At 59.1% G+C, this 26,103-nt stretch carries 22 protein-coding genes; 12 read left to right on the top strand and 10 right to left on the bottom strand.

Features of this window, described 5'->3' with window-relative positions; genetic code table 11:
- Positions 1 to 143: 143 nt before the first annotated feature.
- From H8B14_RS16350 to H8B14_RS16365, 4 genes are all read right to left on the bottom strand, one after another.
- On the bottom strand, positions 144 to 923 hold the full coding sequence (locus tag H8B14_RS16350) for an alpha/beta fold hydrolase (protein ID WP_187316732.1): 780 nt from the start codon (positions 921 to 923) through the stop codon (positions 144 to 146).
- 4 nt (positions 924 to 927) lie between these two features.
- Positions 928 to 1,545, bottom strand: coding sequence for an anthranilate synthase component II (locus H8B14_RS16355; RefSeq protein ID WP_187316733.1), 618 nt, complete (start codon positions 1,543 to 1,545; stop codon positions 928 to 930).
- Positions 1,546 to 1,643: 98 nt separating this feature from the next.
- Entirely contained in the window at positions 1,644 to 2,165 is a 522-nt protein-coding gene (locus tag H8B14_RS16360) for a CvpA family protein (RefSeq protein ID WP_187316734.1), read from the bottom strand.
- 102 nt (positions 2,166 to 2,267) lie between these two features.
- Complete coding sequence (locus H8B14_RS16365) at positions 2,268 to 2,732, bottom strand: GatB/YqeY domain-containing protein (RefSeq protein ID WP_187316735.1); 465 nt, start codon at positions 2,730 to 2,732, stop codon at positions 2,268 to 2,270.
- A 274-nt stretch (positions 2,733 to 3,006) separates the two neighbouring features.
- Here H8B14_RS16365 and H8B14_RS16370 point away from each other — a divergent pair, with 274 nt between their 5' ends.
- From H8B14_RS16370 to H8B14_RS16405, 8 genes are all read left to right on the top strand, one after another.
- The gene (locus tag H8B14_RS16370; RefSeq protein ID WP_187316736.1) at positions 3,007 to 3,720 is read left to right on the top strand and encodes a pyridoxine 5'-phosphate synthase; all 714 of its coding nucleotides are present in this window, start codon (positions 3,007 to 3,009) and stop codon (positions 3,718 to 3,720) included.
- Positions 3,721 to 3,840: 120 nt separating this feature from the next.
- Positions 3,841 to 4,863: a tRNA 2-selenouridine(34) synthase MnmH gene (mnmH, locus tag H8B14_RS16375; RefSeq protein ID WP_187316737.1), complete on the top strand. Its 1,023-nt coding sequence runs from the start codon at positions 3,841 to 3,843 to the stop codon at positions 4,861 to 4,863.
- A 14-nt stretch (positions 4,864 to 4,877) separates the two neighbouring features.
- On the top strand, positions 4,878 to 5,270 hold the full coding sequence (locus H8B14_RS16380) for a VOC family protein (protein WP_187316738.1): 393 nt from the start codon (positions 4,878 to 4,880) through the stop codon (positions 5,268 to 5,270).
- 29 nt (positions 5,271 to 5,299) lie between these two features.
- A complete protein-coding gene (selD, locus tag H8B14_RS16385) occupies positions 5,300 to 6,358 on the top strand; it encodes a selenide, water dikinase SelD (protein ID WP_187316739.1) in 1,059 nt (352 codons plus the stop codon).
- 6 nt (positions 6,359 to 6,364) lie between these two features.
- Positions 6,365 to 6,976 (top strand): hypothetical protein, encoded by a 612-nt coding sequence (locus H8B14_RS16390; RefSeq protein WP_187316740.1) that lies wholly within the window; start codon positions 6,365 to 6,367, stop codon positions 6,974 to 6,976.
- Between the two features lie 167 nt (positions 6,977 to 7,143).
- Complete coding sequence (locus H8B14_RS16395; protein ID WP_187316741.1) at positions 7,144 to 9,078, top strand: ATP-binding protein; 1,935 nt, start codon at positions 7,144 to 7,146, stop codon at positions 9,076 to 9,078.
- Positions 9,079 to 9,138: 60 nt separating this feature from the next.
- On the top strand, positions 9,139 to 9,915 hold the full coding sequence (locus H8B14_RS16400) for an alpha/beta fold hydrolase (protein ID WP_187316742.1): 777 nt from the start codon (positions 9,139 to 9,141) through the stop codon (positions 9,913 to 9,915).
- A 65-nt stretch (positions 9,916 to 9,980) separates the two neighbouring features.
- Positions 9,981 to 10,691, top strand: a complete 711-nt coding sequence (locus H8B14_RS16405) for an SAM-dependent methyltransferase (protein ID WP_187316743.1) — start codon at positions 9,981 to 9,983, stop codon at positions 10,689 to 10,691.
- Positions 10,692 to 10,810: 119 nt separating this feature from the next.
- On the opposite strand, the gene feoB is transcribed toward H8B14_RS16405, so the two are convergent.
- Positions 10,811 to 13,000, bottom strand: coding sequence for a ferrous iron transport protein B (gene feoB / locus H8B14_RS16410; RefSeq protein WP_187316744.1), 2,190 nt, complete (start codon positions 12,998 to 13,000; stop codon positions 10,811 to 10,813).
- An 8-nt stretch (positions 13,001 to 13,008) separates the two neighbouring features.
- Positions 13,009 to 13,284 (bottom strand): FeoA family protein, encoded by a 276-nt coding sequence (locus tag H8B14_RS16415; protein ID WP_187316745.1) that lies wholly within the window; start codon positions 13,282 to 13,284, stop codon positions 13,009 to 13,011.
- Positions 13,285 to 13,565: 281 nt separating this feature from the next.
- Between H8B14_RS16415 and H8B14_RS16420 the strand changes: the two genes are divergently transcribed.
- Positions 13,566 to 14,432 carry a carboxypeptidase-like regulatory domain-containing protein gene (locus tag H8B14_RS16420; RefSeq protein ID WP_187316746.1) on the top strand — a complete coding sequence of 289 codons (867 nt, stop codon included), beginning with the start codon at positions 13,566 to 13,568 and terminating at the stop codon, positions 14,430 to 14,432.
- Between the two features lie 184 nt (positions 14,433 to 14,616).
- Here H8B14_RS16420 and H8B14_RS16425 read toward each other — a convergent pair whose 3' ends face one another.
- The 4 genes from H8B14_RS16425 to H8B14_RS16440 all read right to left on the bottom strand — a co-directional run bounded on the left by H8B14_RS16425 (position 14,617) and on the right by H8B14_RS16440 (position 21,165).
- Positions 14,617 to 15,237: an OmpA family protein gene (locus tag H8B14_RS16425; protein ID WP_187316747.1), complete on the bottom strand. Its 621-nt coding sequence runs from the start codon at positions 15,235 to 15,237 to the stop codon at positions 14,617 to 14,619.
- 71 nt (positions 15,238 to 15,308) lie between these two features.
- A complete protein-coding gene (locus tag H8B14_RS16430) occupies positions 15,309 to 16,700 on the bottom strand; it encodes an alpha/beta hydrolase family protein (protein ID WP_187316748.1) in 1,392 nt (463 codons plus the stop codon).
- Positions 16,701 to 17,100: 400 nt separating this feature from the next.
- Positions 17,101 to 18,450: an alpha/beta hydrolase family protein gene (locus tag H8B14_RS16435; protein WP_187316749.1), complete on the bottom strand. Its 1,350-nt coding sequence runs from the start codon at positions 18,448 to 18,450 to the stop codon at positions 17,101 to 17,103.
- A gap of 216 nt (positions 18,451 to 18,666) precedes the next feature.
- Positions 18,667 to 21,165, bottom strand: a complete 2,499-nt coding sequence (locus tag H8B14_RS16440) for a bifunctional UDP-N-acetylmuramoyl-tripeptide:D-alanyl-D-alanine ligase/alanine racemase (RefSeq protein WP_187316750.1) — start codon at positions 21,163 to 21,165, stop codon at positions 18,667 to 18,669.
- A 170-nt stretch (positions 21,166 to 21,335) separates the two neighbouring features.
- Between H8B14_RS16440 and H8B14_RS16445 the strand changes: the two genes are divergently transcribed.
- The 3 genes from H8B14_RS16445 to H8B14_RS16455 all read left to right on the top strand — a co-directional run bounded on the left by H8B14_RS16445 (position 21,336) and on the right by H8B14_RS16455 (position 26,100).
- Positions 21,336 to 22,232 carry an EamA family transporter gene (locus H8B14_RS16445; RefSeq protein WP_187316751.1) on the top strand — a complete coding sequence of 299 codons (897 nt, stop codon included), beginning with the start codon at positions 21,336 to 21,338 and terminating at the stop codon, positions 22,230 to 22,232.
- A gap of 270 nt (positions 22,233 to 22,502) precedes the next feature.
- On the top strand, positions 22,503 to 25,112 hold the full coding sequence (locus H8B14_RS16450; protein WP_187316752.1) for a YfhO family protein: 2,610 nt from the start codon (positions 22,503 to 22,505) through the stop codon (positions 25,110 to 25,112).
- A 238-nt stretch (positions 25,113 to 25,350) separates the two neighbouring features.
- A complete protein-coding gene (locus tag H8B14_RS16455) occupies positions 25,351 to 26,100 on the top strand; it encodes an energy transducer TonB (protein ID WP_187316753.1) in 750 nt (249 codons plus the stop codon).
- The last annotated feature ends 3 nt before the right edge of the window (positions 26,101 to 26,103 follow it).

A 26,103-nucleotide genomic window follows, 5' to 3' on the forward strand; every position in this document is an offset into this window, starting at 1 on the left:
GGAACTCTGCTCGGCAAATTAAGGTACGAAAAGCAGGCCGGGTTGGCCTGTAGGAAGTGCCTCAGCCAATAAAAAGTTTTACAGAAAACTTAGCTCCGCTATGGTGGCAAATTCTGCAGCAGTATGCCGAGCGCTACGTCTGCCTAGTAAGAAACGGGGACTGCTGCGGTACGTTGCAGAAACTGCCACACTAATGCATTGAACTCCTGCGGGCGTTCCATCATGGGGGCATGGCCACAATGGTCGAGAAAGCGCAACTCGGAATTGCGAATGAGGCGGTTGAAGTCGTGGGCTACCAGCGGCGGCGTAATGGTATCGTTGAGCCCCCATACCAGCAGCGTGGGCACGGTAATTTTGCCGAGCTCCTTGCCTAGGTTATGGCGCTGGGCTGAGCGCGCAATACTAATGATGCGTAGGCACTTGATATTCGAATTGGTGACATTAAACACTTCATCCACCAGCTCGCGAGTAGCTACGGCCGGATCGTAAAAGGTATAAGCCACCCGTTCCTGCACGTAGCCATAGTTGCCGCGCTTCGGAAACGACCCGCCCATACCATCCTCAAACAAGCCACTGCTGCCTGTAAGCACCAGCCGCGCCACCTGCCTGGGGTTGCGCAGTGTGTACTCCAGCCCTACGTGGCCGCCCAGCGAATTGCCCAGTACAGTGCAGGGCTCAGAAAGCCCTATAGCGCGCACAAAGTCCTCTACATACTTCACTAAACCAGGCACGCTGGCTTGCGTCAGCGGCATTTCGTAGATGGGAAGCAGCGGAATGATGACCCGATGCTCTTGGCTGAACTCCGTAACAACGTCGTGCCAGTTGCTGAGGGCTCCGAAAAGACCATGCAGCAACAGCAGCACCGGACCGGTGCCTTCCTCCACATACTGAAACTCTCCGCGTTGTTTGATCTGCAATTCCATGTGCTCAGGCGAAGGTCGGGGTGGCAGTAGCCGGCCGGCCCTCTTCTACAATGATACAATACCGAACCCAATTGCGCAGCATGGCTAGCCCGTACGTGGTCAGCAGCGCTTCGGGGTGAAACTGAACGCCCACCAACGGGAGCGTGGTATGGCGCAACGCCATGATTTCGCGGTTTTCGTCAGTGGTGTGCGCTAGTGGGCGCAGCGTGGGCGGCAGGTTGTTCACTATCAGCGAGTGGTAGCGCGTGACAGACAACCGGGCCGGCAAATCCCGAAACAGCGGGTCGGTGGTATCCACGTCCAGTTCCGTGACTTTGCCGTGCATGGGCCGCGCGGCGCGGGTGAGCGTGGCCCCAAAAAAATCTCCTATTGCTTGGTGTCCCAGGCACACCCCTAGTATCGGCACACGCTGGTGCCAGTGCGCCAACACGGCCGGCATGTTGCCGGCTGCTGCCGGTGTGCCGGGGCCCGGCGACAACACCAGCGCATCAAACTGCAGCTCCTGCAGCGCAGCAGGTGCTACGTCGTTGCGCACCACTTCTACCGCACACCCCAGCTGCCGGAAATAATCCAGCAGATTATAAGTAAACGAGTCGAAGTTGTCGAGCAGCAGCAGGCGCATTTTGGGGCTTGGGGGTTTAGGGGCTTGGATGGCGTTCCGATAATCTGTAGCAGCGTTAGAACGTCATCCAAGATTCTAAGCTCCCAAATCCCAAGGCCCTAAAACACTGTTTTCAGCTTATCCAGCAGCGTGCTGGCAAAAGGCATCACCACCCCCACAATTTCCAATGCAAGCGGCGTAGCCTGTCGCACGAAGGGCAGCACCTGCGAGTCGGCCACCAGCTTGGGCGACAGCAGCTGCAGCCCGGCTATGCCGATGCCGTGCAGCAGCAAGCTGAGCCCTAATATCCACTTCAGTACACCTGCCAGCCCACCACCCAGGTTGTCGAGCACCCCGAGCGGTGTGAGGTGCACGGCTGTCTTGATGAAGCTCCCCAGCAGGTGTACGCCCCACACAATGGCCACAAACACCAGCAGAAACGACACCAGCGGCAGCAGCCCAAAGGCTTCGCCAACATAGTGCCGCACCAGCGGAATGGCGTCATTCAGCAGGACCAACCCACCAATGGCCCCCAGCACAAACGCCAGCAACGAGGCAGCCTCCAACACCAGTCCGCGTCGGAAGCCTTTCACTGCTCCCACCGCCAGCGGAATCAGTAGCAGAATATCGAAAGCAGACATTGTTGGTGATGATGAACGTCATGCAGAGCGGAGCGGCGCATCTCGCTAGTGTGCTAAAATCACCACACTAGCGAGATGCGCCGCTCCGCTCTGCATGACATATTACAAGTTCGTGTTGTTCAGTAGATTGCTGACAACCTGCGAAATCACACGGCCGTCGGCCTGGCCAGCCAGCTCGCGGGCAGCAACACCCATCACCTTGCCCAGATCTGAAGGACCGGTAGCGCCTACGCGCTGGATGATGGCCACGATGCGCTCCACAATATCGGCCTCCGTAAGCTGCTGCGGCAGATATTCTTCGATGATAGCCAGCTCGTTGAGCTCCACTTCTTCGAGGTCGGAGCGGAACTGCTTGTTATAGGTTTCGGCAGCTTCGCGGCGCTGCTTGGCCTGCTTGGTCAGGAGCTTGATTTCGGCGTCGGGTGTGAGGGCCGCGCCGTGCTGGCCTTCGGCGGTTTCGGCCAGCAGAATCTGCGACTTGATGCTGCGCAACGTGGTCAGGCGCACTTTATCCTTGGCCAGCATGGCCTTTTTGATATCGGCGTCGATGGTTTCTTTGAGAGCCATAGTTCAGGGGAAGTGAGGTGCAAGATTACGGTTTTTGGCGCTAGCCGAAGCGTATACGGCTAGCCAACACCGACGGCAGCCTGCAGCAACGGCGCAAATTCCGGCCGGTTGTTGTCATATAGTGCCGCCTGCCGCCCGGTACACCGCAGCGCTACTCCCCTACAACAGTGAGGGCTACAGGATCGATGCGGCATAAGGGCAACAGAAAAAGGTGTACGCGGTTTGAGGGTGTATCTTTGGCTTTCCGCCCCCACTCCCAAGCCAGCCTCTTCGCATGACAAAGCTTAGCGTAAACATAAATAAAATAGCTACCCTCCGAAACGCCCGTGGCCACAACCGCCCCGACCTGCTGCAGGTAGCCCGCGACTGTGAGCGGTTCGGCGCGCAGGGCATTACGGTGCACCCTCGCCCCGATGAGCGCCACATCCGCTACCAGGACGTGCGCGACCTGAAGGCTGTAGTGACAACTGAACTGAACGTAGAGGGCAACCCAACACCCGACTTCCTGAACCTTGTGCGGGAGGTGCGCCCCGAGCAGGTGACGCTGGTGCCCGATGCGCCCGACGCCATAACCTCCAACGCTGGCTGGGACACGGTGCAGCACCAGATTTTTTTGATTGGGGTAGTGCAGGAGCTGAAGTCGCTGGGGTGCCGGGTAAGCATCTTCCTTGACCCCAGCCCCGAGATGGTGAAAGCCGCCGTGGCTACCGGCACCGACCGGATTGAACTGTATACAGAAGACTACGCCCGCCACTACCATCACAACCGCGAGGCAGCCCTGCAGCCCTACCGCGCCGCCGCCGCTATGGCCCAACAGCTGGGCCTGGGCCTGAACGCCGGCCACGACCTCGACCTCGACAATCTGGCCTACCTCAAGCAGAACCTGCCGGGTCTGGCCGAGGTAAGCATTGGGCACGCGCTGGTGTGTGATGCACTGTACCTGGGGCTGGAAAACACGATTCAGTTGTACCGCCGCCAGCTGCAGTAGCGCTTACAGTCTTGAAAACCCGGCCTCAGCAATGAAAGCCAGCAAGGCTGCTCGTTCACCGCAGAATGCCGTATCTGGTTTTCATTTCTGGCTCCCGAGCGCCAACCACTACTTTCTGCCATGCCCCGCCTTTCCCTCCCCGATTTCCTGCACACGAACCCTGCTATTCCGCTGCTCGACGTACGGGCACCGCTGGAATATGCACAGGGCCATATTCCGGGAGCCGTGAGTTTTCCGTTGTTTTCAGACGAAGAGCGGGCCCGCATCGGTACCACCTACAAGCAGGTGAATCCCGACAAGGCGGTGCTGATGGGCCTGGACATGTTTGGCCCCAAGATGAGCCGTATGGTGCAGCTGGCGCAGAAAATAGCTCCGTCCAAGCAGATTCGGGTGCATTGCTGGCGCGGCGGCATGCGCAGCGGGGCTGTGCAATGGCTGCTGGAACTGGCCGGCTTTCAGGTGCAGCTCCTCGACAAAGGCTATAAAGACTACCGCCATTTTGCCCTGGCCGAGTTTGCGCAGCCCCGGCCGCTGCTGGTGCTGGGCGGCCTCACCGGTTCCGGCAAAACCGATGTGCTGCACGAGCTGGTCCGTCGCCAGCAGCCGCTGCTCGACCTCGAAGGCCTGGCCCACCACAAAGGCTCAGCATTCGGCAGCATCGGCCAGCCTACGCAGCCCACGCAGGAGCAGTTCGAAAACGAGTTGGCGTGGCAGCTGGCTGCTTTGCCGGTTGGTTCGCCGGTGTGGGTGGAAGATGAAAGCCGTACCATCGGCAGCGTGCATGTGCCACCGTCCTTCTTTGCCCAAATGCAGGCCGCACCGCTGATACTGCTGGAAATCCCAAGGGCCATTCGGGTGCAGAAGCTCGCCGCCGAATACGGCCGCGAAGACGCCGGCGCGCTGGCCACCTCCATTCTGCGTATTCGTAAGCGCCTGGGCGGCTTGGCCACCAAAGAGGCACTGGCTGCTATTGCCGAAGACGACATGGAGAAAATGGTTAGCCTCGTACTCGACTACTACGACAAAACCTACACCCATAGCCTCGGCAGCCGGCAGCCTGTGCGCGTTGCGTCCGACACCTGCGACCCGGCCGTGAATGCCGAGCTAGTGCTGCAGGCCGCTAAGGTGATAGTCACTGCCTAGCACTCCCCTGCCCTATGCCTACGCCCACACTCCGGGTGGCACGCCCCACCAACGATATATCCGCGTTGCTGCCGTTTTATAGAGACGGGTTGGGCTTTCAGGTTCTCACTTCTTTCACGGCGCACAACGGCTTCGACGGGGTGATGCTTGGGCACGAGCAGGCTCCCTATCACTTGGAGTTCACGCAGCAGGCCAACCATATCAGTGGCCGCGCACCCAGCCAAGACCATCTGTTGGTATTTTATCTACCGGATGTCATTGAGTGGAACGCGGCCGTGCTCCGGATGAAAGCGGCCGGATTTGCGCCGATGCCCGCTTACAACCCGTACTGGGACCAACAGGGGCTCACTTTTGAGGACCCCGACGGCTACCGTGTTGTGCTGCAGCATGCGGCCTGGGTTTTATAATTTTTTCTTCGCCTACACCTCCTTTTCCCATGCCTGCTTTCAACGAAACTACCGAGCAAATTCGCCTCACTCAATACAGCCACGGAGCCGGCTGCGGCTGCAAAATCGCACCCAAGGTCCTCGACCAGATTCTGCATACCAGCATTCCGCAACCCCACGACGCCAACCTGCTCGTCGGCAACTCCTCCCGCGACGACGCGGCCGTGTACGATATCGGGGGCGGGCAGGCCATCATCAGCACCACCGACTTCTTTATGCCCATTGTGGATGATGCTTACGACTTCGGGCGCATTGCCTCAGCCAACGCCATCAGCGACGTGTATGCCATGGGCGGACGGCCCGTTATGGCCATTGCCGTGTTGGGCTGGCCCATCGATAAGCTGGCTCCTGAAGTGGCCCGCCGCGTGATTGAAGGCAGCCGTAGCATTTGTGCCGAAGCAGGCATTCCACTAGCGGGTGGCCACAGCATCGACTCGCCGGAGCCAATCTTCGGGCTGGCCGTTACGGGGTTGCTCGACATCAAAAATCTCAAGCAAAACGACACTGCCACCGCCGGCTGCGAGCTGTACCTGACCAAGCCGCTGGGCGTGGGCATGCTCACAACCGCGCAGAAACGCGGCATCCTGCGGCCTGAGCACGAGCAGATAGCGCCTCGCAGCATGATGCAGCTCAATAAAATAGGCGCAGACCTGGGCCGGCTGGAGGCTGTGCGCGCCATGACCGATGTCACGGGTTTCGGGTTGCTGGGCCACCTCTCGGAGGTGTGCGAAGGCAGCAATCTGACGGCCGAAATAGAGTTCAGCAAGGTACCCCTGTTGCCTGAGGCGGCCGAATATTACGCCCAGAAGTCCATCCCCGGCGGCACCGTGCGCAACTGGGATTCCTACGGCCACAAAATCGGCACTATCACCGACGAGCAGCGCGCCTGGCTCTGCGACCCCCAAACCTCCGGCGGTCTGCTTGTGTGCGTTGATCCGGCTGGCCGGGCCGAGGTTGAAGCAGTATTCGGGCAGTATGGCCTGGCACTAACGCCATTCGGTACCTTGCGTGCCCATGTAGCCACCGAGCCCTGGATTCAGGTTCGCTAGCCACTTATGAGAACTATTTCGCTGCTACGGCCTCTATTGGAGTTCGGGGGCGCCCTATTGATTTTACTGGTGGGGCTACGGGTAGTGACGGGGCTGTTTGGCACCAAGCGCGCCACCTACCAAGTCACGTTTGGGCGGCAGCTGGCGCTGCTGTTATGGCCACTGCTGTGCCTGAGTATGGGGCTGCCGTTTCTGGCTTCCTTCCTGTTTGCGGGCACTCTGTCCGGCTTCGAGCTAGTGCTGTTGCTGGCTTTTTCGGCGCTGGTGCTGGGTTTTGCTATGCCCGCTTTGCTGCTGCACCTGCACTATTATGCGCGCAACCACAGCACGGCCCTTGTTTTCGAGCCGAAGCAAAATCTACTGGAGGTATACGAGCACGGCCAGCGCGTTCCGTTTGAGCGTGCCGATATACTGCGGGTAGAGTATGTACGTTGTTCTTCGCAGCGTCTGTTTTGGAGTAACTATGAGTACATACAATTGTATCTGCGCAATGGGCAAATAGTCACGCTCACTTCTTTGGTACTTAAACCAGCACCTTTAGCAGCTTTCTTACGCAATACCAACCTACACGTCAGGCAGAATTGGTTTTGCATAATCCAGCGACAAAGCACTATTTAGCCTGGAAACGACTAATTATAATATCCACACAATAAAATGTTATATTCTATTGCAATTGTCTTTTATTTAAGCCGATGCCCACATTCTCGCACACCCGTTCCGGAAACGCACAAGTCAATATTGCTTTTCAATAGCTATATTTGCTGACAGTATTTTTGTATTTCGTCGTGATTCGACTGCTCTCGTTGTGTCTTCTGCTTTTGGCTGGCTTTGCAGCTCCCGCTATCGGGTGGGCGGCCGAAGTACCACCGAGCACTACCGAAGCCGACCTGTTGCGCCGCCTCGTAGTGCAGCCGCTCGATACCGGGCGGGTTCGGTTACTGTCAGCGCTGTGCTATGAGCTGCACGACTCCGATCCGACGCGGGCCTTGCGCTACGGCGAGCAAGCCGTAACCCTGGCCACTACCCTCAACGACCAGGTGGGGCAGCTATATGGCTTGTTGAATCTGAGCAGTTGCTACGCCAACCTCTCCGACGGTCCGCACGCCCTGCGTTTGCAACAACAAGCGCTTACTTTGGCGCGGCAGCTACACGATGCAAATGGGATTGTGCGCGCTTACACAGGCATTGGCGGCATCCACCACGAGCGTAGCGACACGGTAAACGCATTGCGCAACTACCAGTGGGCGCTTGAGAAGGCGTATGCAAAAGGAGTAAAAACACGCACACAGCTGATGCTGTTCGGCAACCTGGGCAACCTGTACTCCTACCTAGGCCGCTACCCGCAGGCGTTGCTGTACACGCGCCGGGCATTGCAGCTTGCCCGGAGCAATGGCGACAAGGCAGGTGAATCACTCTACATGGCGCACCTGGGCACGCATTACTATCAGCAAAACCGCCTCGATTTAGCGGAGGGCCTTTTGCGCGAGGCTATTGTGTTGGTTGAGCCATTGCGCAGCTACCGGATAGAGGCCGGCCATCTGGAAATGCTGGCTATTGTGCTGCTGCTCAAAGACCAGCTGGACGAAGCCGAAACGCTTACCCGGCGAGCCCTGCGCCTAGCCCGCCAGACTGCCTCGCAGGAACGGCTGCTGGATGGCTACAACCTAATGGCGGAAATCAATGCCAGCCGCAACAATTACGAGCAGGCCTTTGGCTGGCAGAGCCGTTTCCGCGACCTGAACGACTCGCTCAATAGCCGCTCGCGCCTGCAAACGTTAGCTGCCCTGCAAACCCGCTACGAGACGCAGGGCAAGGAACATCAAATCAAATTACTCACGCAGCAGGGCGAATTGCAGAACCTTCGTAACCAGGAGCTGTGGGCGGTGGTGGGAGCCTTGGTATTGGGGCTTGGTGGGGTATTTTTTCTGTATTGGAAGCTGCGCCAGAGCCGGGCAGCCTTAGCGGCCAACAATGTAGCCCTGCACCAGGCCACGCGTGAGCTGCGCGAAGTAGCCGCTTCCAAAGACCGCCTCTATGCTGTGGTAGCCCATGACTTGCGCGGCCCCGTTACATCGTTTGTGGGCGTGACCGAGCTAATTGAGTTTTACCTGCGCAAAGGCGACGAAACTGGTTTGCGCCGCCTGCCTGCCTTGGTGAAGCAGTCTGCTAATAGCCTCAACAGCTTGCTTGATAATCTACTGAGTTGGGCCGTCAACCAGACCGGGGAGCTGGTCAGCCAGCCCGAATGGCTATCAGTTGATGAGTTGTTCACGGAAATTGAAGAGCTATACCGCACCACCGCCGAAGCCAAACAGATTCAACTTGTTGCGTCGGACGCGCCCGGCCTGCAGGTGTGGTCCGACCTGAACATGACGCGCACTATCCTGCGAAATCTGGTGGGCAATGCGCTGAAGTTCACGCCAAGCGGCGGCCATATTCAGCTGGATGCCGCCACCACTCCCGATAACAGCGTGCTACTTACCATAGCCGACTCAGGGCGGGGAATGCCGGCAGAACAGCTGGACGCTTTGCTGCGCGACAATGCCAGCTCACCCATGATGGTGGCGGCCTCCACCAACAATGCCCGCTCGGGCACCGGACTGGGGCTGCCCCTGTGCCGGGCTTTTGTGGAGCGGCTGCATGGTACGCTCACCGTAGAAAGTACCTTGGGCCAGGGCACTGTGGTGCAGATCCGGTTTCCGGCGCGGCCGGCTGCTTAGTTGCGGCTACCCACATGTGGCGCCCACTCCCGACCTTTGCGGGCTCCTACTGTTTCTACTATGCTGCTTCACTTCCGCGAACAAGGCCAGGGCGCGCCGCTGGTTATTCTCCATGGCCTGTTTGGAACCCTCGACAACTGGCAAACGCTGGCCCGCCGCTGGGCCGACGCCGGCCACCGCGTTATTAGCGCGGATCTGCGCAACCACGGCCGTTCATTCCATAGCCCCGAACACAGCTACGAATTGATGAGCCAGGATGTGGTGACGCTGTTTGACCACCTGGGCCTGGGTGCCGACACCACCCTGATGGGCCACAGCATGGGCGGCAAGGTGGCCATGCGTTTCGCCCTCGACCACCCCGACCGCCTGGCCAGGCTCGTGGTGCTGGATATTGCCCCGCGCCTCTCCGATATGGCACACCAAGACGAGATTGTAGCGGGCCTGAATGCTGTGCCGCTACCTACTCTGGAAAACCGCCAGCAGGCCGATGAGGCGCTGGCCCAGCACATTCGTTGGCCCGATGTGCGCCAGTTTCTGCTCAAAAACTTATATCGGCAGGAAGACAATACTTTCGCTTGGCGGCAGAATCTGCCGGCCCTCACGCAGCACATGGCCGCCATCGGGGCCGAAATCAGCGCGCCACAGCCGTTTATGAAGCCCGCACTGTTTATTCGCGGCGGCAAGTCCGACTACATTTCTCCGGAAGACAAGCTGCACGGCATTCCGGCCTTATTCCCCAACTCGCAGGTGGAAACCGTGCTGGATGCCGGCCATTGGGTGCACGCCGAAAAGCCAGAAGAAGTGTTCCAGCTGGTAGCGGCTTTCATCGGGAGCTAAGCTGCCTTGCATATTGCTCGCATTCCGGCGCGTTACTTAATTCACCCACTCAACTCAACCAGCTTTTGAAAACCGGCACGCTGTACCTCATCCCCACTATTCTGGCCGACGATACGGCCGCGCAGGTGTTGCCGCCTCAGGTGGCCACGCACGTTGCGGCGCTGCGCTGCTTTCTGGTGGAAAACGCCCGTACGGCCCGCCGCTTCATCAAAAGTGTAGCACCGCAGCACATCATCGAGGAGTTGAAGATCAGCGTCATCGATAAAGACAGCACCGAAGCCCAGATTCAGGCGGCGCTGGCGCCGGTGCTGGCGGGCCAGGATGCGGGCGTGATTTCGGAGGCCGGTTGCCCCGGCATTGCCGACCCCGGTGCCGAGCTAGCCCGCGCGGCCCATCAACTGAGAATTCGGGTGGTGCCGCTGGTGGGGCCCAGCAGCCTGCTGCTGGCGCTCATGGCTTCGGGCATGAACGGGCAGAGCTTCACGTTCCACGGCTATCTGCCCATCGAGCGGGCCCGCCGGTCGGCGGCCATCAAGCAGCTCGAGCGGCTGGCGCAGGCCCAGCACCAGACGCAGCTGTTCATCGAAACGCCCTACCGCAACATGCAGCTGCTGGACGACCTGCTCAGCCAGCTCGGCGGCAGCACCCGCCTGTGCATTGCCGCCAGCCTCACTGCCCCCAATGAGTACGTGCGCACCGATACCATAGCTGGCTGGCGCAAAGCAGGCCTGCCTGAAATCCATAAGCAGCCGGCCGTGTTTTTGATTGGGATATAGGGGGTAAATCGTCTGTCATCCTGAGCTTGCGAAGGACCTTATCACGCTAGAACGATTCGTTGCTACGATTGTCATTCATACGTGGTAAGATCCTTCGCAAGCTCAGGATGGCAGACAGTTTACCGCAGCACCTGGTACACCAGCAGCGAGGCCGCGTAGGCCAGGCCCGTCATGTAGAACAGCTGCAGCAGCGGCCACATCCAGCCTTTGGTTTCGCGGTAGGTAGCGGCCAGCGTGCTCATGCACTGCATGGCAAACACATAAAATACCAGCAGCGAAGCCGAGCGGGCCGGCGTGAAAAATGGCTGCCCGTTCACATCTTTTTCGGCCGCTAATTTCTGCTGTACAGTCAGTTCGTTGGCATCTTGGCCCACACTATAGATAGTGCTCATGGTACCTACAAATACCTCCCGCGCGGCAAAGGAAGTGAGCAGCGAGATACCAATTTTCCAGTCGAAGCCCAGCGGCCGGATGGCGGGCTCGATGAAGTGGCCGAAGTGGCCGGCGTAGGAGCTTTCCAGCTTCTGCGACGCCACCCGGCTTTCAATTTCGGCAGGCACTAAGTTCTGCGTTTGTGCAGCCGTGCGGGCCTGGGTTTCGGCCTGCTCCATGGCAGTGCCCGGCCCGTAGGAGGCCAGCACCCACAGAATCACGGAAATAGCCATAATCACCTTGCCGGCCTGAAACACGAAGGCTTTCACCTTCTCCACGATGGTCAGGCCCACGTTTTTCCAGCGCGGCCAGCGGTACACCGGAAATTCCATAATGAAGTAGCTGCGCTCAGTGGTGCGCATAAACAGCTTCATCAGCCAAGCCGAGCCTACCGCCGACACAAACCCCAGCAGATACAAGCTCATCAGGGCCACGCCGCGCAGGTTGAAGATGCCCAGCACCGGCTGGTCGGGCACTACCAGCCCAATCAGCACCGTGTACACCGGAATGCGGGCCGAGCAGCTCATGAGCGGCGTCACGAAGATGGTGATGAGCCGGTCTTTGCGGTTTTCGATGGTGCGCGCGCTCATAATAGCCGGCACAGCACAGGCCATACCCGAAATCAGGGGCACCACGCTTTTGCCGTTGAGACCGAACTTGCGCATGATGCGGTCCATCATGAACGTAACGCGGGCCATGTAGCCGGTTTCTTCCAGCACCGCAATGAAGGCAAACAGCAGCGCAATCTGCGGAATAAAGATCAGCACGCCCCCCAAACCAGCCAGCACGCCCTCCGTGAGCAGGTTGATAAGCGGCCCATCGAAATTGGTTTGAATAAGGCCATTAATCCAGGCTACGCCCTCGTCAATCAGCTCCATGGGGTAGCTGGCCCAGGCGAATACCGCCTGAAACAGCAGAAACAACACCAGCATAAAAATCAGGTAGCCCCACACGCGGTGCGTGAGTACCTTGTCAATACGGTTGCTGTAAGGCTCGGCCCGCTCCGTACGCGTCACCGACACGGCATTCAGCAGCAGCTCGTTGATGCGGGCGTAGCGGGCAATAGTTTCCTGCGCCTGCCGCGTGGTGGGCTCGAACTGATACTTTGCTACCAGCTCGGCCACGTAGGTGCGCTGGTCGGGCGTAAGGAAGCTGATGTGGCGGCCCTGATGGGCGTAGTGCAACGCCAGGTAGTCGTTGTGCAGGTTGAAATAGTAGCGGATCTGCCGGATCATAGGCAGCAGATCCGGCTCGGGCTCGTAGAACGACACGGCCGGGGCATCCAGCTGCTGCGCCATCACAATCTTGAGGGCCGCCACCCCAATCCCTTTGCGGGCATTCATTGGAATAACGGGCACCCCCAGTTCCTGCTGCAACTCCGCCAGATCAATGCTGATGCCGTGCTGCTCGGCTACATCCATCATGTTCAGAGCCAGCACGGCCGGCAGGCCTAAGTCGGCGAGCTGCGTGAACAGGAGCAGGTTGCGGCGCAGGTTGCTGGCGTCGGCCGTTACAATCACGAAGTCGGGGTACTGGTTCGACGTCTGATCGTACAGTAAGTCAGTGATTACCTTCTCGTCGAGGCTCTTGGGATAGAGTGAGTAGGTGCCGGGCAAATCAATGATTTCGGCGCGGTGCTGCGGCGTCAGCTGGCTGATGCCGGTCTTGCGGTCCACGGTCACGCCGGGGAAGTTGCCTACTTTCTGGTTGAGCCCCGTCAGTTGATTGAACAGCGACGTTTTGCCGGAATTAGGGTTGCCGATCAGCGCAATGCGGGTCAGGCGGGTTTGGCCGGGCAGGAGCGTGGCAGCCGTTTCCAGCGCAGCCGCCGAGGCAGCCTGCCCGTTGGGGGCGGTTCGGATTCCGGCACTACGCATATAACTGGCTATTCTTTCAGCAAAATAGTAGCCGCCTCACTCACCCGCAGCGACAATGTGTAGTCGGCCGCTTCGCCTACCACCAGCGTGATGGGGCAGCCTAGGGGAGCCCGGCTGTTGAGGCGCACCTGCGTGCCCGGGATGCAGCCCATTTCCAATAGCTTCAGGGCCATTTCGGGATCCTTGAGGCAGCAGATAGTGCCACTCTCGCCCAGCCGCAGGTCTTTCACGCTCCGCTGAGGAGAAACGGGAGCAGTGGAAACGGGGGCAGGAGCAGTGGACATAGGAGCGGAGTTATTTAGACTTGCTTTAAACAAAGGTACTACCCATTTATGTTTCGGCCAACAGCACCTGTTATCCACTATGTTTCCGTGGCCCTACGCATCCATAGTATCAATCTGAAATAAAGCGCCTTGTATAAGGCTAGCACTATTCCTTTTCGCAATTGCATCTTTAGGAATATTTAAAGACGGCATGATGGGAATTGGTTTTATCATTTTAATTTTGGCATACAACACTATTCTGCCAAACCATGCTTCAACGCTTACTCGCTTTTTTTACCCTTTTGCTGTTGTTCCCGGCGCTGGGCATGGCCCAGGAGAACCGTTTGTCGGGTCGCATCGTCGACTCCAAAACCAAGGAACCGATTCCGTTTGCGTCTATCGGACTGAAAGAGGAACAAACCGGCGCTCTGACCAACGAGTATGGCTTTTTTCAGATGGCAACGCCGGAGAAAAGTGCCGTCGACTCCATTATTGTGCTGGCTTTAGGCTATAAGCGGATGGCCGTGGCCGTGAAGCGGGGTGTATCGCAGACCGACCTGATTATTGAAGTGCCCAAGCGCGTCATCGAACTCAGCAACGTAACGGTTAAAGGCGGCAAGATCAAGGATCTGGCTTTGGGCTCGAAGTCGAGCACGCCGGGCGAGGGCATGATCCAGGGCATGCCGGGCAGCCAGTATGCCTTCTTTGTGAAGAATGACAAAGGCAAAACGCTCGGCAACGTTCGCTCGGTGTCGTTCTATATCGGCGAAAATGGCTTTCCCCGCGAGCCATTCCGCGTACGCCTTTACAAGGCCGACGGCAACTACAACTCGCCCAACACCGATCTGCTCACCGAAAACGTAGTGGTTTCGGCCCCGAAAGGCGGCGCGTGGTACACCGTTGACTTGAACCAGTACAATATTGAGGCGCCCAAAGAAGGCTTCTTCGTAGCAATGGAGTGGATTGTGAGCGGCGACAAGTTCTATACCACCAACTTCATGGACACCTACACGCCCTACGGCCAGATCATGCGCCCTACCTTCGAGTTCAAGGAAAGCCGTACCTGGAGCTACACCATGGGCAAAGGCTGGAGCCTGCTCACGCTTTCCAGCAACGGCCAGCGCTACAACGCCATGATCAAGGCGGAGGTAGACCAGATCAAAGACTAATCACGGATTCTGTCGGATTATCCGGATTTCACGGATTTCGTGAACGGTGCTAACTGGCCTTCTTTGGCGATACCCAAAAAGCGCAACACCACAAAGAAAAGAGGCTTGCCAATCGGCAAGCCTCTTTTCTTTGTAATCGACTACAAAATCCGTGAAATCCGGATAATCCGACAGAATCCGTGATTTACTTGATGACGGCAATTTCCACGCGGCGGTTTTCCTGGCGGCCTTCGGCGGTGGCGTTGGTAGCTACCGGAGCAGCTTCGCCCATAGGCTCAATGCTGACACGCGTGTCGCCCATACCGCCGTTCATCGACAGCCACTTCTTCACCGCTTCGGCCCGCTTGGCGCTTAGCTCTTTATTGTAGCTTTTGTCGCCGCGTGAGTCAGCGAAGCCCATTACGCGCACCTGGCTTTTGCCGTAGCGGCGGCCGATAGAGGCAGCAATTTCCGACAGGGCGCGGGTGGCCGTAGGCTTGATTTCAGCCTTATCCGTATCGAAAAGCACTTTTTCCTCTAATCCGTACACAATAAATTGCTCGTTGCCACGCACTGAAACTTCGGGCAGGTCAATTTCTTCGTAGGTTTCGTTAGCCAGTTGGGCTTTGGTCATGTCCCAGGCGGCATCGGCAGCAGTAGTGGCACTAGCTCCGGCATCGGCAGCCGTAGCACCGATGCGAGCCACTACGGCCGTATCGGTGGTAGCCTCCGAAAGCTGGTCTTTTTCTTCGGGCTTCTTGAGGTCATTGCAGGCTGAAGCCAGCAACGCAGTGGCTGCCAATGCAGACAGTAAAGTCTTTTTCATGGAACTGGGAGAGTTGGAGTAGTAAGTGGATTGTGGGGCGGAAGGTACCAAACTTCCGGTTTCCGCTGGTGCTACTTGCCAGCTGTGTGCGCTACAATCCAGGCTCTGATGGTTTCCTGCGCTACCGGCGAGAAGGTTTCGCGGGGTTGGCCATTCACTATTGGCCACTCAGCAGGGTCCGGCTGAAACAGGTGGTTGACGCCTGGCAGCTTCTTGCTGGTTACGTCGCGGTTGGCTTTTAGCGCTTTTGCCAGGGCGCCCATATTCTGGTCTGCGGCCACATAGAGGTCGGCTGTGCCATTGAGCAACAACACCGGACATTTCACCTCCGCCATTCGCTCCAACGGATTAAAAGCCAAGAAATACCGGTACCGAACTGACGTCAGTTCGGCAGCGCTAGCCTGAGCAGACTCTGCGTCGAGGGCGGCGTTGTTCTGACGCAGCATGTTGGCCACAATAGCGCGAGCCTGCGCGTTATCAGGAGTCTGTCGAATAATTTCCAGCATGGCTTCCTGGCGCTTGGTTGCAGCTTGCACCTGCGCCGCGTCGGTGCCCAGGGAGCGAAGCAACGCTAGCTGCTGCTGCACAGCCAATATATTGCCCGGTACGCCATAGCCAGCCAACGACACCACAAAAGCCGGGGGTAGTGGCTGGGTTGCCGACAACAAGGCGACGTTGGCACCTTCGCCGTGTCCGATAACTCCAATCTGCGACAGGTTGACTTCGGGCCGCGTACGCAAATAATTTAAGCCCGCCTGCACGTCGCTGACCAGCGCCAGCGTGGTAGCCACGGCATAATCGCCGGTGGAGTTGCCTATGCCGCGGTCATCGAAGCGCAGTACCGCAATACCACGGCGGGTCAGGTAATCAGCCAGGGAGCCCAGCAGCTGATACTCCCCTACCGTTGCGTCGCGGTTGTGTGGCCCGGCATCCGACACCAGTACTACCGCCGGAAACGGGCCCGGACCTGCCGGCACGGTGAGCATGCCACCCAGGCGCAGATTTATGGTCACATTGGAGTACGCTACTTCCTCTTCGCGGTAGGGAGGTGTGAGGCGGGCCTTGGGGGCCGTGCTGATAGCCGGCGCGACATAGGACAGGGTGAGGGGCACCTGAAATCCAGGCTGTTGCCAGGTACCTTCCACTTGCTTGCCTTCTGCTACCACTCGCCCGATAAAACGGCTTCCTGCCTCCTCGGCCACAAAAATGACTGTGTCGCCGCGGACATCTACTTTTACCGCCATGCGGCTCACTTTCTGCAGCGGTACGTCCAGGGTGGCAAAATAGGATCCATCTGTGAGGCTGATCAAACGAAAAATCACCTCCAACTGGCCTCCCGGCATTTTAAGCGGCCCTTTCCATAACCCGTCGAGGCTGGGAGCTGCAATGGCAGAGCTGGCTGCCACCCACAAAGTAAGGAGCAGCCAACAACGCAGTAGCATAGCGTAGAAAGCAGTTTTCATGACTGAAAGATAAAAAGCACCAACAGGCCAGAAACGACCAATCAACACTACGGCAACTAAAGCCAATGCTTGTTTTTTCGCAAGATAATTACATCCTGAGCTTTTGGTACCGGCACAAGTGGTACTCTTACGACTTCAGTTTGTGCCAATGTGCACCGCGCACAACATCCCGATGGCGAATTGCGGGTTGGCATCGAAAGTAAGAGCCTGTGTGAAATTCAATGAAAACGTCGATTCTGCCCTGCCGGGTTTATCGAAGCAGGACGCTCTTTTCAAATTCGCCAATACACTCTACGCCTGATAGCCGCACACCAAAAGAGCCGAAGCATGGTGCCTCGGCTCTTTTGGTGTGCGGTGGAAAATTAGTTGTGCAGCTGTCTGTTTGCAGCAGACGCTACAGCTACTTGACTGGCGCCGGGGCTTTGGCTGGTACTTTAGCCATAATCCATTCCCGAACCGTTTCTAGCGCAACAGGCGAGAATGTTTCGTGAGGCCGGCCGTTCACAATTGCCCAGTTGGCAGGCGGCGCAAGAAACTGATGATTAACGCCCGGCAGCTTTTTCGAGGTCACCCGGCTGTTTTTGTAGAGCGCAGTGCTGAGCGCCTGCAGGTTGGTATCGGCGTTTACTTCCTGGTCGGCAGTGCCGTTGAGCAGCAGAACCGGACATTTTACCTCGTTCAGCAGAATGGTAGGGTTGAAGCTTAGCGAGGTGCGGTAGCGGAACGATGTTAGCTCGGCAGCGCGGTTTTGCGCGGTAAGCGTGTCCAGGTTGGCATCGTTCTCCCGCATCATCTTCATGACGATGGCCTGGGCCTTTTTAGGGTCCGGTGTTTTGAGCACCACGTCCTGCATGGCTTGCTGCTGCTTGCTGAATGCCAGCACTGCAGGCTCCTGAACGCCGATAGCCCGAAGCAGTGTCCGCTGCTGCTCCAGAATGAGGTCGTTGCCAGGGAGGCCATAAGCGGCCAGCGTCACGACAAAAGCAGGTGGCGACGGTTGGCTGGCCGTAAGCAATGCCACGTTACCGCCTTCGCCATGGCCAACTACGCCAATATGAGCAGGGTCTATTTTAGGGTTGCTACGCAGAAGTTTCAAGCCGGCTTGCACATCCCCTACCAGTTCGCTAGGGGTTATGGTGGTGAAATCTCCGGTAGAGGCACCGGTGCCGCGGTCATCAAAGCGGAGCACGGCAATGCCACGGCGCGTCAGGTAATCAGCCAGAACTCCCATGGGCCGGTACTCGCCCATGGTGGCGTCACGGTCATGGGGGCCGGCATCCGACACCAGTACTACCGCCGGGAATGGACCTTCACCAGCAGGGATGGTCAGCATGCCACCCAAGCGCAGGTTCACGAGTTCATTGGTATAGGACACCTCCTCTTCGCGGTAAGGAGGCGTAAGGCGCGCTTTGGGAGCAGTATTGATGGGCGCCGGTGAAAAATCCAGAGTTAGTGCGGACTCGTAGCCGGGCTGGTACCAAGTGCCCTGCACCTGCTTGCCGTTGGCGGCCAGCATCCCGATAAAGCGGCTACCCGCTTCTTCGGCCGCAAAAATCACTGTATCACCGCGCACATCCACTTTCACGGCCATGCGGCTCACCTTTTGCTGCGGCACATCCATGGTGGCAAAATAGTCGCCGCCGGTGAGGCTAACCAGCCGAAATACAACCTCCAGCTCGCCGCCGGGCATTTTGAGCGGGCCTTTCCACAACCCGTCGAGGGCGACAGGCGCAGCCCCTGCAGATACCACACTGATAATACAAAACAATAACACGGAAATACAAACCCGAATCGAAAGTGCGACAGTAGAAGTTGGCATATGGCCTGTTCAGGGAAGTGAAACTAGGAAAGGAACTTATGTCGTCAAAATCAGCCAGCAGCACCAGACACTGCCAGCCAATTAGTATGCAAGATACATATAGCAGGATAGTATACTGTATTATTATTATACAAATCCAATATCTTCTTACTCGGCCACAAATACCCGCTTCACTCGCTCGCTCACGTTTGTGAGCAACTCGTACGGAATGGTGCCGATGCGCCGGGACAACTCAGGCAACGGCACGCCCGGACCAAACACTTCCGCCACGTCGCCGGCTTGTGCGCCAGCAATATGCGTGACGTCGGCCATGCACATATCCATGCACACGTTGCCAATGATAGGGGCGCGCTGGCCCCGGATAACGACTTCGCCCGCGCCATTGCCGAAGCGCCGGTCGTAGCCGTCGGCGTAGCCAATGGCCAGCGTGGCAATGCGCCGCTCGAAGTCGGCGGCCTGGCCATGGCGGCCGTAGCCGACGGTTTCGCCGGGGGGCAGCGTTTTCACCTGCGACACGGTGGTACGCAGCGTGCTCACAGGTTGCAGCGCATCCTGTTCGCGGCCGCTGGCCTCTACCCCATACAGGCCAATGCCAAGCCGGACCATATCGAAGTGCGCCGCCGGAAACCGCAGGATACCGGCCGAATTGAGCGCGTGCTTGAGAATGGGGTAGCCGAGCACGTCTTCCACAGCAGGAGCCATGCGCTGGAAAGCGCTTAGCTGGCGCTGAGAAAAGTGGTTATGCTGTTCCTCGTCGGCGCCGGCCAGGTGCGTTAGGGCGCTGGCTACGCGCAGGTGAGTGGCATTTTCGCGCAGCAGCCTGATTAGTTCGGGCAGGTCTTCTTCGGCGAAGCCGAGGCGGCGCATGCCGGTATCGAGCTTGAGGTGAATGGGCGGCAGCGGCAGCTCCTGGCTGGCGCGCAGGTAATCGTGCAGGCGCTCGAAAGAGTATATTTCGGGCTCTAGCTGGTACTGGCGCAACTTGTCGAAGGCATCCGGCGAGGGGTTCATCACCATAATGGGCAAACTGATGCCGTGCTGGCGCAAATCCACGCCCTCATCGGTGTAGGCCACGGCCAGGTAGTCGGCGCGGTGGAACTGCAGCAGGTTGGCCACTTCCGAGGAGCCGCTGCCGTAGGCAAAGGCCTTTACCATCACCATAAGGCGGGTACCGGGCTGCAGACGGCGGCGGTAGAAATTGAGGTTGTGGGCCAGCGCATCGAGGTTGACTTCCAGCACTGTGCCGTGAATCTTCTGCTGAAACGCCGCCACAATCCGTTCGAACCCAAACCGGCGCGCGCCTTTTACAAGGATGGTTTCGCGGCGAAATGCATCCGGCTGAAAGTGGCGCAGGAAGTCCTCGGTGGTGTCGTGAAACACGGCCTCTATTCCATCGAAAGCCGCCTGGTGCAGCCGGATTTCGGGGCCAATGCCGACGAGGCGCACTACGCCGTGAGTGCGCAGCAAAGCGGCCACGCGGGTGTAGAGGTCGGGGCCGGCGAGGCCGGATTCGAGCACGTCGGAGAGGATGAGCGTGCGGCGGCCGCGCTGCAGCTGGCGCGTAAGGGCGTCGAGGGCCAGGGCGAGGCCGGCGAGGTCGTTATTGTAGGTGTCGTCGAGGACGTAGCAGTCGTTGAGGGCCTGCTTCATTTCCAGGCGCATGGCCACGGGCTGCAGCCTGTCTAGGCGATGCTGGATTTCGGTAGCGGGCACTTGCTGCCACAGCAGCACCGACAGCGCATGGAGGGCGTTTTCCACCGAAGGCTCGTCGGCGAAGGGCAGCGTGAACGTGTGCTCCTGGGGCACGGGGCGGGCCAGTGTAACGCGCACCACGGTGCGGTCGGCGCTGGCTTCGGCTACCGTCACGGCTACGTGGGCCTCGTGCGGGTGCTGGCGGCTCCAGGTGAAGGTGCGGTGCGCGGGCAGGTGGCGCTGGGCGGCTTCGTGAATCAGCGGGTGGTCGAGGCAGTAAAACAGCGTATCCACGTCCGTAAAGAGCTGCATTTTCTCTTCTACCTTCTGCTGAGGCGAGGCAAAACCGGCGTCGTGGGCAGTGCCCAGGTTGGTGAACAAGCCCAGCGTGGGCTGGATAACGGCCGCCAGCCGCGTCATTTCGCCGGGCTCGGAAACGCCGGCCTCGAAGATGCCCAGCGTGTGGCGGGCATTCAGCTCCCACACGCTCAGGGGCACGCCCACCTGCGAGTTGTAGGAGCGGGGGCTTTTGCAGATGCGCTCCTCGGGGGCCAGCAGCTGCGCCAGCCACTCCTTCACGATGGTTTTGCCGTTGGAGCCGGTGATGCCCAGCACCGGCAGCCTAAAGCGGCGGCGGTGGGCGGCAGCCACGGCCTGCAGGGCACCCAGCACCTGCGGCACCAGCAGAAAGCCGCTATCGGGGTAGGCCAGCAATCCACCCGGAATATCAGCTTCGCTATCCACCACAAACAGGCGCACACCCTGCTGGTACAGCTCGGGTAGGTAGCGGTGGCCGTTGTGCTGAGGCCCGCGCAACGCAAAAAATACGCTGCCGCTGGCCTGTCCCACGCGGCGGCTGTCCAGCAGCAGGGTTTGGACGGGGGCGGGGGCGGGTGGGGTCAGCAGCAGGGTGCCACTGGTGAGAACGGGCAGATCAACAGAGAAATCGAGCATGATAAGGCAAAGGTACAGGAGGCAACAAGTAACAGGAGAGAAGTGACAGGTTAGAAGGGGCACAGGACGTGTGAGCCCCGGGCCGGGGCGTGCTGCATGCTTGGCTGGCGCAGTACAGCCGACCTGATTCGGGCGTACCTTTGCGGCTTGTTTTGCTTTTCCGGTTCGTTTTGAAACTCTCCCGTCATCATCTGGCCGCGCTGGCCGCCTTCCTTATCTGGGGCTTCTTCCCGATTCCGCTGCGGTGGCTGCACGGCTACGCCAGCGGGCAGATCCTGTTTTTCCGCATTCTGATTTCATTGTTGGTGCTTTTGCTTGTGCATGGGCTGGGGCGGCGGGCGGCGGTACGGGCCGTATGGCAGCAGTGCCAGACGGCCCCGGCCTCGGAGCGCCGCGCGGTGGCCATCAGCACCGGGCTGGGCGGCGTACTGCTGACTTCCAACTGGCTGCTCTTTATCTATGTGGTGAACCAGGTGAGCGTGCAGGCGGGCTCGTTTGCCTACCTGATTTGCCCCATCCTGACAGCGCTGCTGGGCTTTGTGCTGCTGCGCGAAAAGCTGCGGCCGAACCAGTGGGCCGCCATTGCGCTGAGTGCCCTGAGCTGCGCGCTGCTGGGTGCCGGCGACCTGCGCACGGTGGGCATGAGCCTGGTGGTGGCCTTCACGTATGCTTTCTACCTCATCACGCAGCGCCGCCTACAGGGCTACGACCGGCTGGTGCTGCTGACGGTGCAGCTACTACTGGCTGCCGTCCTGATTCTGCCGCTGGCCCCGCTGCTGGGCGCCGAGCCCTTGGCCGGCCTGCACGATACGCACCTGCTGCTGGTGACGGCGCTGTTGAGCGTGGTATTTACGGTGCTGCCGTTGTTTCTAAACCTATATGCTCTGAACGTATTGCCTTCGGGCACAGTAGGTATTCTGATGTACCTGAACCCAATTGTGAGCTTTGCGCTGGCGTTCTGGTATTTTGGAGAGGCCGCCACGGCGGTGCAGGGCGCGGCGTATGCCGTTATTTTGGGGTCGGTGGTGCTATATAATTGGCCGTCGAAGCGGGGTGTTAGAGTCTAGGGGCTTCACCGGAAGAGAGGGAGGGCTAGGTGTAGTCGCCTCACTCCTGGCCCTTCTCCGAAAAAGGAGAGTGGGACTAGCTGTAGCATCATTCTGACGGCATCAACCACCCCTAGCCCCTCCTTTCCAAGGAGGGGAACTAGCTTTTAAATTTTAGAAACTAGTCCCCCCTCTCTTTTGGAGAGGGGGCTAGGGGGTGAGGCGAACGTGAGGTTCCCGTCCGGTTTCCTTGTTACCTTCGGGCAGTTTTCGCCCCTACTTTCCTGTTGAATGACGACTGTTTTTTCTGCGCCGGCCGTGGCGCCTGTTGCGGTGCCGCTGTGGCGGCGGGTGCTGCCCCACCTGGCGGCGGTGCTGGTGTTTTTGGCGCTGGCCGTGCTCTACTTCTCCCCCATCGTGTTCGATGGCAAGACGCTCAGCCAGCACGATATCGTGCAGTTCAACGGCGGCGCGCACGAGGCGCAGCTGTACCGCGAAGCCACCGGCAAAGAGGCCCTGTGGACCAACTCCATGTTCTCGGGGATGCCTACTTACCTGATCAGCACACGCTTCCCCGGCGACCTGAGTATTTACCTGCAGAAGATTTTCACGCTGGGACTGCCGGCGGTGGTGGCCAACTTGTTTCTGGCGCTGGTGTGCGGCTACGTGCTGTTTGTGACCCTGGGCCTCTCGCCGTTGGTGAGCGGCGTGGGCGCTATTGCACTCGGCTTCACCAGCTACAACCTTGTAATTCTGGCGGCCGGCCACAACACCAAAAGCCTGGCGCTGGCGTATGCACCGGTGGTACTGGCCGGATTGCTGGTGGCGTTTCGGCGCAATAAGTGGCTGGGCACCGGGCTGTTTGCAGTAGGCTTGGCCATGAACGTGCGCGCCAACCATTTACAAATCACCTACTACCTGCTGCTGCTGGTGCTGGTGTTTGGGGTGGTGGAGCTGGTGTACGCGGCCCGCGAAAAGCGCCTGCCCGACTTCCTGAGCCGCACGGCCCTACTGGGCGTGGCCGCCCTACTGGCCGTGGGCGTGAGCTTCGGCCGCCTCTACACCACCATCGAATACGGCAAGTACAGCATCCGTGGCAAGTCGGAGTTGACGACGCCCCTGCCTACCACGCCCGGCCAACCCGCCGCAGCCCCTGCCGGCGACGACGGCTCGGGTGGTTCCGGCCTGGAGCGAGACTACGCCTTCGGGTGGAGCTACGGTGTGGGCGAAACCATCACGCTGCTGGTGCCCAACTTTTACGGTGGCGCTTCGCAAACCAAGCTTTCCGACGATTCGGCCACTGGCCAGGCCCTAACGGGACTGGGCGTACCCACCGGGCAGTTGTCGGAGTATCTCAAGGCCATGCCTACTTACTGGGGCGACCAGCCCGTGACCAGCGGGCCGGTATACGTGGGCGCCATTGTGTGCTTCTTGTTTGTGCTGGGCTTGTTTATTGCGGATCGACGCACCCGTATTTGGCTGCTGGTTGGCACTATTCTGTCCATAGTGCTGGCCTGGGGCAAGAATTTTGAGACGTTCAACTACCTGATGTTCGACTTCTTCCCGGGCTACAACAAGTTCCGCTCGGTGAGCATGGCCCTGGTGATTGCGCAGCTGGCCATGCCGCTGCTGGCCGTACTGGCCCTGGCCCGCGTGCTGCGAAATCGCGCCGCCGGGCTGCCGGTAGCCGGCGTCAGCACGCACCCCAGCCTGGCTGCTCTGGCCGGCACCACCACCACCGACGCGCCCGAAACCGCCGACCTCAAGCGCAAGCTGCTGCTGGCCGGGGGCATTACGGTGGGCGTGTGCGTGCTGGCGTTGCTGATCGGGCTGGGCGCAGATTTCTCGGCGCCGATTGATGCGCAGCTGCAGCAGCAGGGCTTCCCGCTGGACGCGCTGCGCCAGGACCGCGCCTCGCTGCTCCGCTCCGACGTGTTCCGCTCCATCATCTTCATTGCCCTGGCTTTCGGCGTGCTGTGGTTCTATCTGCAGCGCAAAGTGTCGGCGGGTATGGCGGCGGCGCTGGTAGGCTTGCTGACGCTCGTGGATTTGTGGGGCGTGGATAAGCGCTACCTCAACGACGGCAACTTCCAGCGCGAAACCATTGCCCAGCAGTTCGTGCCCTCGGCCGCCGACCAGCAGATCCTGCAGGATAAGGACCTCAGCTACCGGGTGCTGAACACGGCCAACCCGTTCAACGAAGCCAATACCTCGTATTTCCACAAAAGCATCGGGGGCTACCATGGCGCCAAGCTGCGCCGCTACCAGGATCTGATTGACCGGCAGATTTCGCAGAACAACACCCAGATGCTGAGTATGCTGAACACGCGCTACGTGATTCTGCCCGGTCAGCCCGGCCAACAAGGACAGCCTGGCCAGCCCGAGCAGGTGCAGCGCAACCCCGGCGCGCTGGGCAACGCGTGGTTTATCAACGAAATCCAGAAGGTGCAGACGCCCGACCAGGAAATTGCGGCCCTCAGCAACCTGAGCGTGGCTACCGCCGCCGTGGTGGACGTGGCCAAGTTCCCAATCACCAAAACCAGCTTCAGCGCGCCTGGCTCCACCATCACCCTCACCGACTACTCGCCCGACGCCCTAAAATACCGCGCCACGGCCACCGCCGATGCCTTTGCGGTGTTCTCGGAAATCTACTACGCCGACGGCTGGAACGCCTACCTCGACGGCAAGCTGGTGCCGCACGTGCGGGCCAATTACGTGCTGCGGGCCATGCCCGTGCCGGCCGGCACGCACACCATCGAGTTCAAGTTTGAGCCCACCGAATACGCCATCGGCAACACTGTATCCATGGTGTCGTCGGTGCTGCTGATTCTGGTGCTGCTGGCGTTGCTGGTATACACGGTGCGCCAGCCCGCCGACCCTAATAAGGCCGCTTTTGTATAACGTTTTTTCTGCCTGATTTGAAAAGTCCTGCCGCAGTCGGCTTGTACTAACCCGAAACACAAACGCTCTTCTGACCCTATGGCCGGAAGGGCGTTTGTGTTTTGGGTAAAGCCTTGCGTAGAATTGGGGCCTTTTCATATCGTTGCAATAAGGCACCGCCTCTTGCTGTATAACTCATCCGCTCATGCCGTCTATAACACCCCCTCCAGCGGCTCCAGCGAAGCGCCTGAGTAGCCCGATGCTATTCATCCTGTGCTTTCTAGGCAGTTGCGGGGTGATAGCAGCCATCCTTTTCCTGGAAATAAGCAATTTCACTAGAGGCAACAAAGGCTTTCAGGCAAGCACCTATCTGCTGCTCTTCTTTCCTCTTTTATTCGGCTTCGGCGGGGTAGTGGTGGCGTGCTGCTACAAACGCTTTTTGCATGCGCTAGCCATTGTGCTAGGCCTCCTACCCGTTGGACTGGTTGCGCTGCTGGTCTACGGTTACGGTATAACGGGCGGAGGCGCTTCCCCTCAGCAAGTGCCCCTGGAACAACCGGAGGCTGAGACCAAGGCCCGTCAAGAAGCAATAGCCCGCCAGGAAGCCATTATTCGCTCTCACCCATACACCGGGCGAGACTCAATTGAGCCATACTATACGGCTGAGCAGATGCCCAGTCTGACCGGTCAGCCCGAGCACCACCCGAAAAGAAGCGAGTCCTACATCGAACTGGCCCAACTGCTGAGTCGTCGCGCTAGGCCTGGCCTGAACTCATTGGAACAGCATCCGGATACTATTCCCGTCAGCTTCACCGTGGGGCCCTACGGGGGAATTTATCAAGAACGTATTCAATACGCAGAAATTCCGGAGACGTACGCGCATACACGGGCAGAGGAGGCCGTACTACGGGCCGTTCGCGAGTTGCCCCGACTGTACCCAGGCCGCACAAAGGGCCAGCCCGTGGCCGTGCGTATTGTAGTCGCGGTACCACTGTCCGCTGCCCCTTAACGA

This window comes from Hymenobacter puniceus (assembly GCF_014333525.1).
GTDB lineage: Bacteria > Bacteroidota > Bacteroidia > Cytophagales > Hymenobacteraceae > Hymenobacter.